This is a genomic window from Enterococcus mundtii (assembly GCF_002947535.1).
Taxonomy (GTDB): domain Bacteria; phylum Bacillota; class Bacilli; order Lactobacillales; family Enterococcaceae; genus Enterococcus_B; species Enterococcus_B mundtii_B.
The window spans coordinates 1-19,026 of sequence record NZ_PUAP01000009.1; the positions used below are offsets into that span (position 1 = coordinate 1).

A 19,026-nucleotide genomic window follows, 5' to 3' on the forward strand; every position below is an offset into this window, starting at 1 on the left:
GCATCAAGTTGTTTCATTTTTCTTTTATGGTCTTCTCTTTTTGCGAGCAAACATGTTTCTTCTGTATGTAGATCGGTCATTCGATTCATTAGTGTCTCTCCTTGAAAAGATCTCGACTTAATTGAGTGTCTAGTGCAGAAAATCCTTGAGCAGCAGTTTGCAATTGATTAGCAGCGCCTGAGATGGCTGAGGCAATTTGATTGGCTGAGTTTTTAGCGGACGATATGCTACTTTGAATGTCTTGATTGCCAATTAGCGTGGTACGTGTGTCATTTTGAATCGATGATGCTTGGTTTAAAGGGGTTGTTGCACTGGTGATTCTTGATGTGGACTGTTGGGTTTGTTGAAAATTACTGCTGAATGTGACCATAACTTCCTCCTTTACCATAATGTTTAGATAGAACGCTTACATATTCATTATAACAATGCATAACCTTTTGTTGGATGAGAATTGTATTAGATAGGTCTTGTTACTTTATTTCTTATCTGGTTGTTAAAGGTATTTCTCAATGGACTAAAAAACACTGAAGGAAAAATCTCCTTCAGTGTTCCTCTATGCTATCCAAACTGATTCCAACATTCTGCTCTTATCTTATACGGATAGTTGTTTCTTTTGAATGTAAAATAATAAATAAAGAAAATACGGCGCGCCCAAGACAGCAATCAGAATTCCTGTAGGTACTTCTCCATCTGGCAAAATGACGCGCGCAAGAATATCAGCAATGTTGACAAATAATCCTCCGAACAAACCACTAAAAAGGAGGGTCCACTGATTTTCTTTACGTACAATGATTTTGGCAGCATGTGGTGCGAGTAAGCCTACAAAGGACAAACTACCTGCCACAGCAACACTGCCACAGGCTAAGCCTACAGCAAGCAGTAATATAATCGACTGACTTCTTGACACATTCAATCCTAAGCTTTGCGCACGTTCTGGTCCAAAGGATAAAAGACCGATCCTACGACTATAGAAAAACGCTAAAGGGATCAGAATAAGTACCCATGGCAAAAATGCAGTGACATACGGCCAACTAGCCCCCCAGATCGAACCTGCTAACCAAGCGTTCACAAAACCATAATTTTCTTTTGATATCTTTATCGTACTTAATAACATTGCCGCAGAAAAGCCTGCATTCACAGCGATACCTGAAAGGAGCAAGCGATTCATCGCTACTTGTCCAGAACGCTGATAGGCAACAAAATAGACTAGACAGGCAGCAAGTGTGCCCCCCAGAAAGGCAACGAAAAGCAACAAGAAAGGTGACGCATGGCTAGTAAAAAAACCTAAGTATAGCATCACAAAAAATCCTGCGCCGGAGTTGATGCCTAAAATACTTGAATCAGCTAATGGATTTCTTGTTACACCTTGTAAAAGATAGCCAGCGATCCCTAAACAGGAACCGGCTAATAAACTGATCAATAGCCGTGGTAAACGAAATTCTGTCAGAACTAATTGTTGGACTTGCGTTCCTCCACCAAGAACTATATCAAGCAATTGGTCAATGTAAAGAAAAGGTGTACCGATCATTAAACTAATGCCTGCGGTCACAAGCCATAAAAATAGTAACAGGCCAATCCCCCAATAAATTTTTTTCACACGCGTTCCCTCCTGACTTGTACCAATAAGAAAGGGACACCGATCAAGGAGATGACTAAGCCAAAGGGTGTTTCAAATGGTGGATTGATCATTCGTGCCACAAAATCTGCTAACATGACTAAGATCCCCCCAGCGATAAACGAAGCTGGCAAGACGTAACGATAATCCGTACCGACAAAGCCACGAACAACAGGTGGGACCATCAAGCCAATAAAGGAAACGGGCCCAACTAAAGAAACAGCTAGCGCCGCCAAGATCGAAACAAAGATGAAAACCAAGACCCGTGTGCGCTGTGGATGTCCTCCTAATGCAATCGCATGGGATTCGCTCAAATGGATCAAGGAAATCGACTTCCCTAATAGAAAAGAGCCAATAACCGCCACTAAATAGATAGGAGAAAGAACGAGCAACTGTTGCCAAGTAATATTAGCCGCACCGCCAACAAACCAAAAAGTCAAATCTTGTTGTAGATTAAATAGTTGGGTCAGTGCTTGGCTGATTGCCGTAAAAAAAGAACTGATCGCCACACCTGCTAAAATCATTTGCATGGTGCTAAGTCCGATTTTTGAAAAACTAAAGAAACCTAGAACTGTCATCGTCACGATCAACGAACCAAGTAATGAAAGCAGAAAAATTGAAAACGGCGAAGCTTTAGGTAAAAAAGCAAAGCTAAATGCCATGGCTAACGACGCGCCAGCATTGATCCCTAACAATCCTGAATCTGCCAAGTTGTTCCGCGTTACCCCTTGCATCAAAGCACCACTGAGGGCGAAACAGCTGCCCACGATAAATGCTCCGATGACCCGAGGCAGACGGATATTGCGAATGATCTGCTGGGCTTGATCAGTTGGATCGAACTGGAACAACGCCTGCCAAACTTCATTACCTTTGACTGTAGAAGCACCATTATATAAAGCAAAAAAGAAGACAAGGATTGCCAATAACAGAAGCAGCCATAGGATATTTATTTTTTTCCCCTTCCCCATCATTTTCCCTCCGGTTTCTTGATGAGATCATATGTCAAAAAGACAGGTTTGTTTGTTTCAGGTAATTGAACGATTTGTGCTTCGATCTCAAAAATCTCTCTCATCCATTCTTTCGTGATGACTTGTTCTGGGGTCCCGTTGACGACTAATCGCCCTTCTTTCATTGCGACTAAATAATCGGAAAAGCGGGAGGCATGATTGATGTCATGGATCGACATCAAAATCGTTGTTTTTTTCATTCGGTTGATTTCTTTCAACAGATCTAAGATTTCCAGTTGATGCGCAGGATCTAAAAAAGTCGTTGGTTCATCAAGAATCAAGATATCCGCTTCTTGAGCTAACGCCATCGCGATCCAGACACGTTGGGCTTGTCCTCCGGATAAACTCGCTAAGTCTCGATCTTTTAACGAGATCAGATCCGTCGCTGTCAGTGCCCACTCAATGGCTTGCAGATCTTGATCATCCATGCCACTGAATAGTTTTTGATAAGGGTATCTACCGTAAGAAACGACTTCTTCAACTGTCATTCCTAATGGGTATTCACTTGTTTGGGCTAGTAAGGCAAGTTTACGCGCTAATTCTTTTGAATGATAGGTCGTCAAGTCACGATCATTGACTAATATTTTGCCGTTTTTTACAGGAAGTATGCGGGTAAAACTTTTTAATAATGTAGACTTACCACTACCGTTAGGACCAATCAAACTGGTGATTTTCCCTTCAGGTATGGCGACAGACAAATTTTCAATTATCGTTTTGTTGGGGTAACCGGTAGTAATTTCCACTGCATTTAATCTAGACATATACTTCCCCCTCTCATTGAAAATCATTCTCAATTATGACGGTACTTCACAAATTCGTCAAGCACAAATTTCGTCGTTCCCGCTAGTAAAAAGAGTTGACAGCGCCCTTTTATTGGGGAATAATAGCAGTTGAGAAACGTTCTCAATTACATTTGGAGGAAAGACATGAGACTTAAAAATAAACTATTCACAATCTCTAGCGCATTATTTTTGGTGGGATTACTTAGTGCTTGCTCACCTAGCACATCAACGACCGAAGAAACAGCTACTTCAACAACTACTGCTGATAATGGTACCCATACCGTTACAGATACATTAGGCCATTCGGTTGAGGTCCCGAACCAACCAAAACGGATCATCGGCAGTTATCTAGAGGATTACCTTGTGGCATTAGGTGAAACGCCAGTTGCTCAATGGACCGTCGGCAGTGGTTCGATCCAAGATTATTTACAAGATGATCTGAAAGATATCCCAACTATCTCCTATGATCTACCCTATGAAAATGTGTTAAGTTTTGAACCTGATTTATTATTGATTTCTTCTTCTGCTACTGTTGAAGGTGGAAAATACGAGCAATATAGTAAAATTGCTCCAACCTATGTTGTTAAGAACGGTACAGATGTCACATGGGAAGAACAGTTGCAAGACATTGGCAAGGTATTGAATAAAGAGGACAAAGCAGAGGAAATCATTCAAGACTATCAAGACTATGCGAAAGAAACAAGAGAAGCATTAAGTGATAAGATCGAAGGTAAAACAGCGGCTGTCTTATGGGTCACGAACAACTCCGCCTTTATGGTCAGCGAGAATCGTTCAAGTGGTCGCATCGTTTATGAAGATCTACAATTCGGTGTCCCACCTTTAGTGGAAGAAGTATCAAAAGAAGCCACTTCTGATTGGTCTGCTGTTTCATCAGAAAAATTAGCTGAACTAGACGCTGACTATATCATCTTAGTCAATAGCGATGAACAAGCAGCGATGTTCAATGAACCCACATGGCAAAATCTGAAAGCAGTCAAAGCGGGTCAAGTATTCGAATTTGGTCCAACTTCCAGCTGGTTATATAATGGACCAATCGCCAGCCGTCAAATGATCGATGATATCAAAGGTGAGCTAAAGTAAGGTAGTGAAAAACACAGTTTAGCTTGAGCAGTAAATGAAAGAAGTTTTCAGTACGCTAGCTTCAAATAAGCATCACATCAAAAACGACAATCACCAGAATGGAAAAACATTTGGCGATTGTCGTTTTTTTCGATGTTCAATTGTTTGTCGATTTCTAAGAACTCCGGTAATCACGTAATCGATAGCCCACCCCGATCTCAGTGATCAAGTATTCTGGACTAATGGTATTTTTCTCGATTTTTTTCCGAATGTTTGACATATTCACTCGTAACACTTGGGAATCTGTGCCATAAGGTCCCCAAACTTCTGATGTTAATACACGATACGTGACGACTTTTCCGAGATGTTGGAATAACACGAGTAAGATACGATATTCATTCTTAGTGAGATGGATCGGTTCTCCTGCTTTGGTCAACAGCTGACTTTCTGTGTCCAATGATAATTCCCCATTCGTGATGACTGAAGGTAATTCTTCTTGTTTACGATGACGAAAAGCAGTTCTGATCCTAGCAAGTAATTCATTCATCCCAAAAGGCTTGGTAACATAATCATCAGCACCAAGATCGAGGGCTTTGACTTTTTCATGCTCGTTGTTTCGAGCAGAGATCACGATCAACGGTGTAGCCAGTCGTTTACGAATGATTTTCAATAATTCGATGCCATCAATATCTGGCAAACCTAAATCGAGTAAAAGTAAGTCAAAGGAATTTTCTTGGAACACATTCAAAGCTTCCATGCCTGTTGTAGCAATCGTAACGTGATAGTGTTCTTTTGCCAACACGACTTCCATAAAATCAGTGATCGTTGGGTCATCTTCAATCAATAGTACTTTCCTCATGTAACGTCACCTCCTCACTCTTATTCAAATAGATCCGAACCACTGTTTTTCCTTCTGATACAGCCATCTCTAATTTACCATTATGGGCATGGACGATGGTTTTGACAATACTTAAGCCAATGCCAAGACCATTTTTTGAATCGATCGGTACTTCTTCTTCGTTGGATAGATTCATCTGGATTTTTTCATATTGCTTCAATGAGATCTCACCCTCATTTTTCACTTCACAAATAACCTGTTCTCCCTCTTGGAATACGCTGACCTCTACTTGTCCTTTTGTTGAACCATGGCGAAACGCATTTTCCACAAGATTGAACATCGCTTGTTCAATTAAAATAGGGTCAACTTCGACAAATAAAACCGCTGCTGGTAAATGGACCAATAATTCTTTGTCAGGATAGACTTTTGCGACATGTTCATACACTGCTTCAATGATCTCTTCGATCGGTTCTGCTGTTTTTTTCACTTGCATCGTGTCCATATTGATCCGTGTGATCGATAACAGATTCTCCACCATGCGAATCAGCCATTGAGATTCTGTCTGGATATCGGTCAGCAATTTTTGGCGCGTTGCTTGTTTCAGCTCTTCATCTGTCTGCAAGAGTGTTTCCGCAATCCCTGAAATCGCAGTCAAAGGTGTACGCAAATCATGGGAAATCGCACGTAATAAATTACTGCGGACTTTTTCACGCTCATTTTCTAACTCGATTTGCTCTTTTTCATTCTTAAGCTCTGTTTGCTCTAAGATAACAGCGAGTTGGGTCAACACCAACCGTAAGTAGTTCAACTGACTATCCTCGATCGGAAGCCCACGACTACGACGAATCCCTAAAACGGCTAATGTCTTGCCGTTTGCGACAATCGGCAAATAAAAACCCTTTGCGCCACTTAATGTATCCGTTCCATAACCTGAATCTTTTTGATTTTTAGCGGTCCAGTATGCTACAGCAGCTTCTTCTGGATGGTCTAGTACAAATGGTGCATCTTTTGGTGTATATTGACTTAACTTGATTGCATGTTGATCAAAGAAAATCACTTCCCGATCCAATAATCTGCCTAAATAAGTCGCAGACAAATCAACGATTTGTTGTTGGTCTTCTGCTAAAACAAACTGCTTGTTCAGTTCATACAGAATTTCCATCTGTTGCTCTTTTTCTCTCGCATGGACAGCTTGTTTTTTCAGACGGACCATCAAATTGCTGATCATCAGTGCAACGATCAGCATGATGACTAAAGTGATCGGATAGCCTTGTTTATACACGGTCAAGGAATACAGCGGCTCGACAAAAAACCAGTTGAAAGCCAAGACACTTAAAATAGAAGATAACGCGCTCCAAAAATAGCCAGAGGTCAGACGAGCAACGAGTAAAATAAAGAAAATGTACACCAACATCAAGTTTTGTTCTCCGAAGTGAAGATATTGCATCACCTCAGTCAAAAGTGTTGCTACAAATACACAGATCAATGAAATCGCAAAATCTTTCCCTCCCCCTTCCACTAGTTCTTTGGAATGGGAAAGGATGGTTGAACGTTTTTCTTTATAGGGAATCAAATGAAGCTCAGTTTCTGGTAACCGTTTAAGCAAGCGAACATCTAGCTCTTCTGAAAACAAGCGTTCAGACCATGGTTTTGCCAAATTTTTCCCGATGATCAAATCGGTTGCACCGACCAGTTTAGCATATTCGACGATTGTTTCAAATGAATGATCTTCCTCGATCACCACGACTTCTGCCCCAAGTTTCTCGGCTAAGTCGCTCGTTCCTTGTAAATGATCATCAGAACGGATATATAAGACGATCCATTCCGCCCCCAACCCTTGAGCTAATCGCGCAGTCCAACGAATGCTTTTCTCAGCCATTTTGGGGAAGGCGTCTTGAACGATAGTAATCAATTTGCTTTGGACACCATTTGTTTTACCAATCACACGATTGATATGATCTGAAGCTCGCTGAATTGCTAGCCCCCGCAACTGTTCCAATTTTTTAGGGATAAAAAAATGTTGTAATGCGCGCTTCGCATTTTCATCAGCATAAATTTTTCCTTGCGTTAAACGATCGATCAATTCATCTGGTTCAACATCGATGACCTTCAATGTTGCCTGTTGGAAAAACGTATCAGGAACCGTTTCTTTTACTTCGATTCCAGTTACTTCTTCAACGATATCATTCAAGCTTTCAATATGTTGGACATTGATCGTCGTATGGACATTGATGCCCGCATTCAATAATTCTTCAATATCTTGATACCGTTTGCGATTTCTTGATCCTGGTGCATTACTGTGGGCTAACTCATCGATCAAAACGATTTCTGGTTGACGTTTGATGATGGCGTCGATGTTTGGTTCACTCAAGGTCAACCCTTTATAGGTCAGCTCTTTTAAAGGAATCTGCGGTAAACCTTCTAACAACTCATTGGTATCAGGTCGATCGTGAGGTTCAATGTAGCCAACCACAACGTCTTTACCAAGTACGCTAAGCTCCTGTGCTTCTGCCAACATCGCGTATGTCTTACCGACTCCTGCTGCGAAACCAAAATACACTCGTAGACGTCCACGGCTTTTTTCACGCTTCTTTAATCTCTCTGAAAAATCCTGTCTTTCCATCTTTGTTTCTCCTAACCCCTCTGCCACCTACATATTATCTAGTGATAGATTCAATTCAAGCACGTTGACAAACCTGCGATCCGAAAACCAATCCTTCTGTGCTTTTTCCTGTATTATAGCACGAATCTTAGCAACGTCTTGTCCCCGCTCTTTGGCGATCCGCGTCACTTGGCTTTCAGCAGCAGCCAAGCTGATATGCGGATCGACACCACTTGCAGAGTTTGTGACTAGATCAATTGGGATCTCTGTGGTTTGATTGCTTTGTTTTGCTAATTTAGTTTTATCTTCTACTAATTTCTTTTGCTCAGTCGAAGTTGGTGAAAGTTGCGTCACTTCTTGCGCTCTTCCATTAAAGTAAGCGGCTTGTTGAAAGGATTGTCCAATCAATGAAGAGCCGACCACTTTTCCTGAAACGACTTTCTGACTGCCATTGGCTTGATGAGCAAAGAAAAGTTGACCGATACCTGTAACCGCGACGGTGTATAGCCCACCGAAAAGTAAAATGCTGATGAATAAAAAACTGAGCTGTGCCCTAAGTACCTTTTTCATAGGTGATTTCCTTCTTTCTGCAAAATGTTTCACTTTTATATCAAGAAAAAGCTTAATGCGAGATCAATCAGTTTGATGAATATGAATGGTGCAACTAAACCACCTAATCCATAGACCAATAGATTATGTCGCAAAATTTGACTAGCTGGTTTTTCAGTATACTTGACGCCTTTTAGAGCTAAAGGGATCAAAGCGACAATGATCACTGCATTATAGATAACAGCCGATAAAATCGCCGTAAGAGGACTACCTAGTGCCATGATATTCAATTGTGCCAATTCAGGATAGATCCCATAAAACAATACTGGGATCACAGCAAAATATTTCGCGACGTCATTTGCAATACTGAACGTTGTCAATGCTCCTCTAGTCATCAATAATTGTTTCCCGATACGTACGACCTTCAATAGCTTCGTTGGACTAGAATCTAAATCGATCATATTGCCTGCTTCTTTAGCTGCTTGAGTTCCTGTATTCATTGCCACAGCCACATCCGCTTGCGCTAATGCTGGTGCGTCGTTTGTTCCATCACCTGTCATTGCTACAAGGTGTCCTTTTTCTTGATAGTCACGGATAAGGTCCATTTTATTTTCAGGGGTTGCTTCGGCAAGAAAATCATCGACACCCGCCTCAGCTGCAATCGCCGCTGCTGTCAAAGGATTATCCCCTGTGATCATGATAGTTTTGATGCCCATTTTACGCATATCTGCGAAGTTTTCCTGTACGCCATTTTTTACAATATCTTTTAGATAAATGACACCCATCACTTGATCATTTTTCACAACAACTAAAGGAGTTCCGCCAGCTTGGGCAACTTTTGCAACGATCTGGTCACATTCTTCTGGATATTTTCCGCCTCGTGCTTCCACATATTTCTTGATCGTATCTGCGGCACCTTTACGGATCTGATCGCCACGATAATCCATGCCGCTCATGCGCGTTTGCGCACTAAAATCAATGAATTTCACTTCTGATTTTTCAAAAACACGTTCTCGCAAAGCAAATTTTTCTTTAGCTAAGATGACGATACTTCGCCCTTCTGCCGTCTCATCTGCCAAAGAAGAAAGTTGAGCTGCATCAGCTAATTGTTGTTCTGTGACGCCATTGACCGGTAAGAACTCACTTGCCCGACGATTTCCTAAAGTGATCGTTCCTGTTTTATCTAAAAGCAATACATCAACATCTCCTGCTGCTTCGATGGCACGACCACTCATTGCGATCACGTTTTCTTTCGTTAACCGGCTCATACCAGCAATCCCGATCGATGAAATCAATGCACCGATCGTCGTCGGTGCCAAACAAACGAATAAAGCAATGACGACGATCGTCGCAATCGGTTCCCCTTTACCTGACAATAGACTGCTTAATTCGGTAAATGGAACTAAACTAACAGAGACCACTAAAAAAATGATCGTTAATGTGATCAAAAAGATTTGTAAACCGATCTCATTCGGTGTTTTTTTTCGTTGAGTCCCTTCCACCATTGAAATCATTTGATCTAAAAAGGAGTGACCATTTTCGGATGTCACACGGATCACCAGATAATCAGAAACAACCGTCGTCCCACCAGTAACGGCACTTCGATCACCCCCTGATTCACGGATCACTGGCGCTGATTCTCCTGTAATGGCACTTTCGTCCACTGAAGCAGCTCCTTCGATCACATCACCATCCGCCGGAATTTGTTGACCCGACTCTACGTAAATCAGATCTCCCTTTTTGAGGTCAGAAGATTTGACCTCAATAAATTCTTGATTTTCAATATCTTCTAAGCGATTGATCTTATAAGTGATCACTTCTTTTTTCGCTTGCTTCAAGCTACTTGCCTGCGCTTTTCCGCGACCTTCTGCGACTGCTTCGGCAAAATTTGCAAATAACAAAGTGATCCATAACAAAGCGGTGATCGTTACAGTAAACCATAAAGGCACAGTTGTTTGTTCAAAACAAAGGATCGTCGCCAAGATCGCTCCGACGTAGACCATGAACATCACTGGATTTTTGATTTGTTGTCTTGGGTCTAATTTGACAAAGGCTTCTTTGATTGCCCATACATAAATAGTTTTCATTTGATTTTACTCCTTCTAACTTAAGGTAAAATGATCAGCGATCGGACCTAACGCCAACGCTGGTAAAAAGCTCAATGCTCCGACAACAAGGATAACGATCATCAACATGGAGATGAATGTGCCATTGGTCGTTGAAAGTGTTCCATCATTGATGGCGATCGTTTTCTTCTTACCCATGTTTTCAGCTAAGAACAAAATAGCAACGATCGGAATGTAACGAGAACACAACATCAAGACACTTCCTAAAAGATTTAGAAACGGTGTATCGGCCGTCAGTCCACCAAATGCACTCCCATTGTTATTTGCTAAAGAAGTCACATTATATAGCAACTCACTAAATCCATGGGGGCCTTTATTGGTCAACCAAGTAAAAATATCAGGATGAAGCGAAACTGCCATTGTGCCAAACAACGTCAATAAGACTGGCGTCAGAATCACTAAACTAGCCATCTTGATGTCGAAAGCCTCGATTTTCTTGCCTAAATATTCTGGCGTACGCCCGACAAGTAGACCGGCAATGAATACAGTCAACAGCAGAAATGCCAACATGCCATACAAGCCACTACCAACACCACCAAAGATGATTTCCCCCAATTGCATCAAGAAAAGCGGAATACCACCACCGAGGGGCGTAAAGCTATCCATCATCGCATTGACTGAACCATTCGATGCCGCTGTTGTGCTAACGGCCCATAAACTTGACCAACCTACACCAAAACGCACTTCTTTTCCTTCCATATTCAGTGAACCCAGTACATCCGCAAAAGCAGGACCATGATATTCACTAACGGCTACACCTACAAAAGCTGCAAAAAGAAAAACAAACGAAACGATCAAAATCGTTCGACCTTGTTTCCACTCTTTGACCCAATAGCCAAAAGCAAAAATCAATGCTGTAGGTATCAACAAGATGGCGAGATTCTCGATGAAATTAGAAAAAATCGTAGGATTCTCAAATGGATAAGCGGAATTTGCACCGAAAAATCCACCACCGTTGGTCCCTAATTGCTTGATAGCTACTTGGCTGGCTACAGGTCCTAGATACAACCATAAAGATTCTCCGGACAGACCAGTGTAAGACAGACCATGACTAAATGTTTGAACCACACCTTGAGAAATCAGGAGTACCGCAGTAATCAGTGAAAGTGGTAAAAAAATGTAAAGCAAACTACGCACTAGATCTTGCCAAAAATTGCCCAATTGGATCGATTTCCGTTGGATGATGCCGCGGATCAAAGCACAAAGAACCGCTAAACCAACCGCTGCTGACAAGAAGTTTTGCACAGTCAAACCAAACATTTGCGTGGTATTCGAAAGTGTCAATTCTCCCGCGTAAGCTTGCCAGTTGGTGTTTGTCACAAAACTAACAGCTGTATTCACGGCTAAATCAAATGATAGATTTTCTACGCCATTGTTGCCAGGAAGCCAACCTTGGATCATCAATAATCCCGTTAAAAATACTAAAGAACAGATCCCAACACCCAACACATGTGCTAAATAGCGCTTCGCCGTCATTTTCTTTTGACTCTCAGGACCAATCAATTTATAGAAAAAACGTTCGATTGGTTGGATGAAACGCACATATTTTGGTGTCTCCCCTGTCATGATCGACTTGATGTACCACCCAAGAGGTGCGGCTAAGACAATTAAAATAAAAAAGAAAAACAATCCTTGAAATACTGCACTCATCATTGCTCTTCCCCCTTAAATAAAAACCAGAATAGATAAGCTAACAAAATAATACTGATACAACCTAAAAATAAGATCATTTTCTTCCTCTCCTTTGTTTTCATCATAGACAAAGGACTATAAAGATAGTGTTAATATTCCAGAAATTTCTTTATATGTTCTTTATACAACACAAAAAAACAGCTAAGTCTCAAGGAAGAATCCTCACGTGACTTAGCTGTTTCTCTATAAAAAAGACAAAAAAAAGATGCTCCCATGATCTTGAACATCTCCCTTTATTTCTTTCAATCATTCATTTTTATACATCAATGATCAGAACTTACTTTCTTACCCATTTTTGGAAGCGATGCGCATAATGATTTTCTTGATCCATGATACCGATATGTTCTTCTGCTAATTCAAAATCGCTAAAGTCGATCTCTCCAATATACGTATCTCCTTCAAACTCCCCATCGATCAGCGTTCGCCAAATAATCCCAGTCTGGGGCAATAGCTCTTGAAAGATCCGACTTCCACCAGAAACATAAATATCTTCTGAAACAGTCTCCGCAAAAGCCAATAATTCATCGATCGAATGCATGACTTCTGCATTTTCTTTGACCTCAAAATCTTCCTGGGTAGTCAACACGATGATGTGGCGATAAGGAAGAGATAGATCGCCCATGCCTTCATATGTTTTACGCCCCATCACTAATAAACGATCCACCGTATGTTCTCTGAAAAAACGCATATCATTTGGCAAACGCCAAGGCAATAATCCATCTTTACCGATCAATCCATTCTTGTCTTGTGCCCACATGGAAATAAACATTCTGACTCGCTCCTTTCATCTACTACTTGATTATACTAAAAATAAAAAAGCTTGGGTACAGACCCAAACTTTTTTAGACATATTATTTTGTTTCGCGGTGCAAAGTAACTTTACGTTCGCGTGGGCAATATTTTTGCTTTTCCAAACGATCAGGATTGTTACGTTTGTTTTTGTTAGTTAGGTAGTTACGTTCTTTACAAGAAGTACACTCTAAAGTAATGTTTACGCGCATGATTTTCCCTCCCATTTATACTAGAATCCTCTAAGATGACTCTCAGACTTGATTATCTTACCATGATTTTTATCAGATTGCTAGCCTTTTTCACGATTTTGTTAAGTAGTTCTACTTGACGAGCAAAAAACAAGCGCAACAAATATCGAAACAGATGATTTTTCTTTTTACCGAGTTGAGATTACACTTGTTATAGTAGTAAAATCAATTATTCTTTTAGGAGGAGTTAGCTATGCCTTGGAATATGAAAGATTTTCCACCAGCCATGAAGAACTTGGAAGAGTTGACCAAAAAGAAAGCAATCGATATCGGCAATGCGCTTTTAGATGAAGGTTATCCAGATGATCGAGCAATCCCGATCGCAATCAGTCAAGCCAAAGAATGGGTTGAAAGTGCTGACGAGAAAGAAAAGAAAGCTTTCTCAAAAGAGAAAAATCCGCAAAAAGATGACAAACATGAAAGCAATCCACGAGCGGCGAAATTATTAGATGCTACAGTCGAAGTAAAGTTTGAAGAGGATCACTGGATCGTTCGCTCAAAAGGAGCTGAAAAAGCAAGCAATCACTTCGACCACAAGGAAGAAGCCGTTGAAAAAGGTAAAGAAGTAGCTCGTAATAAAGAGACTTCCTTGATGATCTACAAAAAAGATGGTACATTCGAGCGAGAAGTGCATTATTGATTGTTCCTCATCGCTTTTTTGGATTAAAAAAGCAATCAATGTCGATTTACGACAAAAAACGAAGAGTCTATCCATTATGGATCGGCACTCTTCGTTTTTTTATTCATTAGAAAAAATATTTTACCTTCTAAACTGTTACATATTGGATCGGTTCAGCTTGAGGAATCGTTTCATCCACAAAATAAACTTTATACCAAGTCAAGAAACTAAAAATCGTCCAGATTTTACGTTGTTCTTCACTTCTGCCTTCATGATGGTCATCAAGTAATTGGATGATCTTCGCTTGATCAAAGAACTCTTTCGCAAAATCAGCTGTGAATAATTCTTTTACTTGGCGGTAGCCATGTTCTTCTTTCAGCCAAGCTTTGATCGGTACAGGGAACCCAAGCTTTACACGATTCGACCATTCCTCAGGCAAATGCTTACTCGCAGCTTGTCTAAAGACATCTTTCGTATTGTTTTGATTCAATAAATACTTGCTTGGGATCTGTTGTGCTAATTTCATCACTTCGATATCTAGTAATGGTACTCGCACTTCCAGTGAACTTGCCATCGAAAGTTTATCGGCTTTCAATAAAATATCTTTTGGCATCCATTGGTGTAAGTCAACATATTGCATCTTGTTGATCTCGTCTTGGATTCCTTCAGTTTTCGCATAATGTTCTGCCATGATTTCATTGACTGTTGGGGCTTGTTGAAACTCTGGAGTCAACAGGTTGGCTGCTTCGTTTTCTTCAAAGATTCGTGCATGCCCGATAAAATATTCTTTGGCAGGGGCTAATGATTCATATAAATGGATCCTACCATGGAAGTTACGCATCTTACCGATTTTTCTTCCTAAGTTATAGCGCGTTCCTTTAGGTAATTTTTTCAACCCTTGGGCAATCACTCGGATAAATTTTGAATTCGTGTGGAAGCCATACGATTGATAGCCAGCAAATAATTCATCTGCCCCTTCACCAGATTGGACCACTCGTACACTTTGTGCCGCAAGATTTGCTAAGAAATATAACGGTACACAAGATGGATTAGAATCTGGTTCATCTAAATGGTATTGGATCAAAGGAAAAGCCTTAAAGGACATGTCTCCATCAATGACAGCTGCAGTATTATCCAAATCAAGCATCTCTGTTAATTTACGTGCTTCGATTGCTTCGTTATAAGTTTTGTCATCAAAACCTATTGAGAATGAATGGTCTGGTTTCAGGACAGAAGTCACATAACTTGAATCGACCCCACTTGATAAGAATGAGCCAACTTCCACATCACTGATCGTATGTGCTTCGATTGATGCTTTCACAGTTTCATCAATTTGATCGATCCATTCTTGACGGCTTTGTGTGCCTTTTTCTTCAAAGTTCGCATCCCAATACTGTTGGATATCCATTTTGCCATCTTTGTAAGTGAAATAATGACCTTCTGGCAAACGATAGACACCTTTAAAGAATGTTTCACCATTCAAAGGAGAATATTGGAACGTCATATATGGTTTCAATGCTTCCCGATTTAATTCTTTATTGAAATCTGGATGTGGTAAGAAGCTCTTGATTTCAGAACCAAACATCAATGTTCCGTTCATTTCAGCATAATAATATGGTTTGATCCCAAAATGGTCTCTTGCACCAAATAATTCTTTTTTCTCATTATCCCAAATCGCAAAAGCAAACATTCCACGTACTTTTTGCAATAACTCAGTGCCCCATTCTTCATAGCCATGCAGTAAAACTTCTGTATCTGCATGGGTTTTGAAAATGTGACCCGCGTCGATCAATTCTTTTCTAAGTGGTTGATAGTTGTAGATTTCTCCATTAAAAATAATGATCTTTGTTTGATCTTCATTGTAAATGGGCTGTGTGCCACCTTCTAAGTCAATAATACTTAAACGTCTAAAACCCAAAGCCACATCACGATCAATGTATTCACCCGAACTATTCGGTCCACGGTGAATGATGCGATCCATCATGTCATTGATGATTGCTTTTTTATTATCTTTGTTATTAACAAATCCTACGATTCCGCACATTTATTTCACATCCTACTAAAATTACTATTCCATTATTATGTCCACATGAATCTTATCACAGGAAGGCATTCAGAATGAATGATTTTCACTCTTACAATTTCGTCACATGAAAACAAATAAAATGAAAAATCTCTATCTTTAAAAAAAGTAGACTCAACAATTAATTTAACATGTTTTATCCTAGGAAGCTACTGGATTCTCCTATAGTTTACAAATATTTCATGTTATTCATAAATAGGGTGATTTTTGTAGACTGTCATCTCCAAAATAACAAGCGATTTCATTTTTTATTCCAAGCTGAAATCCAGTTAGTAAACTTGAAGAAAAATAAATTTTTACCCATTACTTTCTCTCACATGATGATGTCAGTAAACGATCTTACTAAAGTAGTTTATCCTGAATGGTATCAGTAAGAACCAATCATTGCAGTGTAAAAAAACTAGCCATACTTCCATTATTTCAAGTGAAAATAACTGACGATCTCTTTATCTTTCCTGCTTCACTTAAGAAAATAGTTAAATTTTCAAAAATAAAAATCAGCATATAATAACTACAGCCTGCTATCAAATCACTTGACGAAAAAACGTTTTTCAGAGATGCTCAATTTAAGAACATATTTTATTTTAAAGTTAGGAAGGATCAACATGAAAATCGGAAAAGTACTATTGGGGATATTGTTAGGGGTAACAACTATTATTGGGGCATTTATGTTAGGAATCATGCTATTTCCTTTATTTGCCCCAGAAATCCAAAATACGGCAGTTCAAGAAGCCACGAATACTTCACAGACAAAAAGTACCGAACGTTCATTAACTACAACAGAAACAACAAGCGAAAAGAATCGACCATTTGCAAACCAAACACTTACAGATCAAAAGCAAACAGAAGATCCAGTTTTGGAAAAAGCATTGAATACACCTGCTACACCATTGACCGCTTTTAGCTCTGATCCTTACGATTGGGATCTAAACCAAGCCCAGATCACGAACGGCACCGCTCAGTCAATCGGCTGGATACAAGCAGAAGACTCAACTGGACGAATAGAGGTAGAATATCACTGCTTCGCTTGCGACACGAATTGGACCGGTAGAAATTACGCCTATGAATGGAATGGGCAAACGACGACGACTAAAGTAACTCCTTTCACGATCATCGGAACACCTTGCGAACATCAAAAATCCTTAAAAAATCATGGCTATATTAGTTGATTTCAGATAAATAGAAAAAATATATATAAAGAGAACAGATTACTTGAATACAACAAAACAAGCGCACAAACCAAAAAGACCACCCCGTCGTTTGGGTTTCTGCGCTTATCTTCTTGTAATTAAAATTTTTTATTGCTCAAGCTAGTAAGCTAATTGATTTTTTTATTGCGAGCAACAAAAAGCAATAACTTGAGATTCAATGACAAAAAAATCAAGATTAGCAATCGCTACTTTAATAATAAATTTTTTTCTTCCATCATTTTTATTGCAAGATTTTTTTTAAACAACCTCTTCCATCATAGCGAAAAAATAATCCTCATGATCACTCAACCTTCCAGTATAATTTATACTATCAACGAACAAGACGTTGAAATAAATCAGGATGGTAGATATAGATGGCAATTTATTATTTTAACAAAAAAACAGATAATCGAGAAAACCACGAAGTCCACGTGATCTCGTGTAGGCATTGTCCAGAGGATGCACTTTTTATTGGCGTATTTGCTACTTGTGAAGAAGCCTTACATAAAGCAAGCACAACCCACACATCCAAAATTTTTGATGGATGTCGCTACTGTTGCAAAGACTGCCATAACGGTTGATTTTCAAGGGATAGCTAGGCTGTCCCTTGTTCTTTCTTTATTTTTACAGAGAACTTTCTTTATACATAAAATAGACCGTGTTTGTAAATTTACAAATTACATGAGATGAGTATGTAAGATTATAAAAGGAGTACCAAAAGGGGAGTCAAAAAATATTTCAGGGTAAAAATACAACAAAAAAGACACGACCTAAATCGTGTCTAACCGTTGGTATATAAGGAAGGTACGGGATTTGAACCCGTGCACCACATTTCTGCGGCTCGCCGGATTTCGAGTCCGGTGCATTACCACTCTGCCAACCTTCCATGCCTACTATTTTTAATCTTTTTCCCAAAAATGTCAAGAGGAATTATGTACTCATTTTAATCCTGTTTGTTTTGTAAACTGGTCATTTAAATACCAAAACTGTTATGTTTAAATTTGAGAACAATTTTCAAATTACACGATTAGAATAAAATAGCTTACGGGACATTCGTCCTCTCGCACCATCTACAACCGAAGTAACCTATTCGAAAAATAAGGCGTCATCCACAAAATTTGAAGAACATTTTTCGTGGATGGCGCCTTATTTCTAGAGGCTGTACACTTGTGTCACAACCTCATGATATGGCAATTAGCGTATTTTTTCTGGATTTTCAATTGCAAGTACGGAATCGACCGTCGTTTTGATGATCGAGATGATTTGCTCTTCTGTAGGATGCATGATACTAGAAGACATCAATGAAGCGATACCAGTGATAGTTACCCAAGTACCAGTATGCAGTGCATCAATATATTCTTCCGATAAATCTTTATAGCGTGCGTCCTCTTTTAATAACTTGCGGAAATAATTATAAGAAAAATCATGCATCTTTTGACCATTTCCATGCTCATCGATATATAAAGCCATATAAAGGCTATGGTTTTTCTTAGCGAAATAAATATAATTCAATCCTAAATCGATGATTTTATCTCCTGTACGCTCAACAGGAAACACTTCTTCTTCTAGCTGTTGGAAGATAACATCTAATAGTGTATTTTTTAAATCTTCCATATTTTTGAACTCTAAGTAGATCGGTTGGGTAGATATCCCCATCTTCTTCGCGATATTTCGTGCAGTGAAACCTTTAAATCCTTCTTTAGCAACAACTTCGTATGCAGCTTTCAGAATTTGATCCTTCGTATAGACTTTTCTTCTCATTATAAACTCCCCCACTTCATGCTACAGTCTCTGTTCTTTTTA

The 19,026-nt window shown here is 39.6% G+C and carries 16 protein-coding genes and 1 tRNA gene; 3 read left to right on the plus strand and 14 right to left on the minus strand.

Annotated features, from left to right (window positions below):
- Positions 1 to 88: 88 nt before the first annotated feature.
- From CUS89_RS02465 to CUS89_RS02480, 4 genes are all read right to left on the minus strand, one after another.
- A complete protein-coding gene (locus CUS89_RS02465) occupies positions 89 to 370 on the minus strand; it encodes a TIGR04197 family type VII secretion effector (protein ID WP_104870906.1) in 282 nt (93 codons plus the stop codon).
- Between the two features lie 222 nt (positions 371 to 592).
- On the minus strand, positions 593 to 1,597 hold the full coding sequence (locus CUS89_RS02470) for a FecCD family ABC transporter permease (RefSeq protein WP_104870907.1): 1,005 nt from the start codon (positions 1,595 to 1,597) through the stop codon (positions 593 to 595).
- Positions 1,594 to 2,583, minus strand: coding sequence for a FecCD family ABC transporter permease (locus tag CUS89_RS02475; RefSeq protein ID WP_104870908.1), 990 nt, complete (start codon positions 2,581 to 2,583; stop codon positions 1,594 to 1,596). The genes CUS89_RS02470 and CUS89_RS02475 overlap by 4 nt, the downstream gene beginning before the upstream one ends.
- Entirely contained in the window at positions 2,583 to 3,383 is an 801-nt protein-coding gene (locus tag CUS89_RS02480; protein WP_104870909.1) for an ABC transporter ATP-binding protein, read from the minus strand. The genes CUS89_RS02475 and CUS89_RS02480 overlap by 1 nt, the downstream gene beginning before the upstream one ends.
- Positions 3,384 to 3,548: 165 nt before the next feature.
- Here CUS89_RS02480 and CUS89_RS02485 point away from each other — a divergent pair, with 165 nt between their 5' ends.
- A complete protein-coding gene (locus tag CUS89_RS02485; RefSeq protein ID WP_104870910.1) occupies positions 3,549 to 4,505 on the plus strand; it encodes an iron-hydroxamate ABC transporter substrate-binding protein in 957 nt (318 codons plus the stop codon).
- 154 nt (positions 4,506 to 4,659) lie between these two features.
- Here CUS89_RS02485 and CUS89_RS02490 read toward each other — a convergent pair whose 3' ends face one another.
- From CUS89_RS02490 to rpmG, 7 genes are all read right to left on the minus strand, one after another.
- Positions 4,660 to 5,343, minus strand: coding sequence for a response regulator transcription factor (locus tag CUS89_RS02490; RefSeq protein WP_019724299.1), 684 nt, complete (start codon positions 5,341 to 5,343; stop codon positions 4,660 to 4,662).
- The gene (locus tag CUS89_RS02495; protein WP_104870911.1) at positions 5,321 to 7,945 is read right to left on the minus strand and encodes a sensor histidine kinase; all 2,625 of its coding nucleotides are present in this window, start codon (positions 7,943 to 7,945) and stop codon (positions 5,321 to 5,323) included. Before CUS89_RS02495 ends, CUS89_RS02490 begins: the two co-directional genes overlap by 23 nt.
- Positions 7,946 to 7,972: 27 nt before the next feature.
- Positions 7,973 to 8,494, minus strand: coding sequence for a potassium-transporting ATPase subunit C (locus CUS89_RS02500; RefSeq protein WP_104870912.1), 522 nt, complete (start codon positions 8,492 to 8,494; stop codon positions 7,973 to 7,975).
- A gap of 35 nt (positions 8,495 to 8,529) precedes the next feature.
- Positions 8,530 to 10,560 (minus strand): potassium-transporting ATPase subunit KdpB, encoded by a 2,031-nt coding sequence (gene kdpB, locus CUS89_RS02505; RefSeq protein ID WP_104870913.1) that lies wholly within the window; start codon positions 10,558 to 10,560, stop codon positions 8,530 to 8,532.
- Between the two features lie 15 nt (positions 10,561 to 10,575).
- On the minus strand, positions 10,576 to 12,252 hold the full coding sequence (gene kdpA, locus CUS89_RS02510; RefSeq protein WP_104870914.1) for a potassium-transporting ATPase subunit KdpA: 1,677 nt from the start codon (positions 12,250 to 12,252) through the stop codon (positions 10,576 to 10,578).
- Positions 12,253 to 12,568: 316 nt separating this feature from the next.
- Entirely contained in the window at positions 12,569 to 13,060 is a 492-nt protein-coding gene (locus CUS89_RS02515) for a dihydrofolate reductase (RefSeq protein WP_104776579.1), read from the minus strand.
- Positions 13,061 to 13,142: 82 nt separating this feature from the next.
- On the minus strand, positions 13,143 to 13,307 hold the full coding sequence (gene rpmG / locus CUS89_RS02520; RefSeq protein WP_373865805.1) for a 50S ribosomal protein L33: 165 nt from the start codon (positions 13,305 to 13,307) through the stop codon (positions 13,143 to 13,145).
- Between the two features lie 217 nt (positions 13,308 to 13,524).
- On the opposite strand from rpmG, the gene CUS89_RS02525 reads away from it, so the two are divergent.
- Positions 13,525 to 13,971, plus strand: a complete 447-nt coding sequence (locus CUS89_RS02525; RefSeq protein WP_104870915.1) for a DUF2188 domain-containing protein — start codon at positions 13,525 to 13,527, stop codon at positions 13,969 to 13,971.
- Between the two features lie 127 nt (positions 13,972 to 14,098).
- On the opposite strand, the gene asnB is transcribed toward CUS89_RS02525, so the two are convergent.
- Positions 14,099 to 15,994, minus strand: a complete 1,896-nt coding sequence (asnB, locus tag CUS89_RS02530; protein WP_104870916.1) for an asparagine synthase (glutamine-hydrolyzing) — start codon at positions 15,992 to 15,994, stop codon at positions 14,099 to 14,101.
- A 644-nt stretch (positions 15,995 to 16,638) separates the two neighbouring features.
- On the opposite strand from asnB, the gene CUS89_RS02535 reads away from it, so the two are divergent.
- Complete coding sequence (locus CUS89_RS02535) at positions 16,639 to 17,202, plus strand: hypothetical protein (RefSeq protein WP_104870917.1); 564 nt, start codon at positions 16,639 to 16,641, stop codon at positions 17,200 to 17,202.
- 819 nt (positions 17,203 to 18,021) lie between these two features.
- Here the strand turns inward: CUS89_RS02535 and CUS89_RS02545 are convergent.
- Together CUS89_RS02545 and CUS89_RS02550 are read right to left on the minus strand one after the other, a co-directional pair.
- Positions 18,022 to 18,109: transfer RNA gene (locus CUS89_RS02545), tRNA-Ser, on the minus strand.
- Between the two features lie 308 nt (positions 18,110 to 18,417).
- Positions 18,418 to 18,984 (minus strand): TetR/AcrR family transcriptional regulator, encoded by a 567-nt coding sequence (locus tag CUS89_RS02550; protein ID WP_023519894.1) that lies wholly within the window; start codon positions 18,982 to 18,984, stop codon positions 18,418 to 18,420.
- Positions 18,985 to 19,026: the final 42 nt, after the last annotated feature.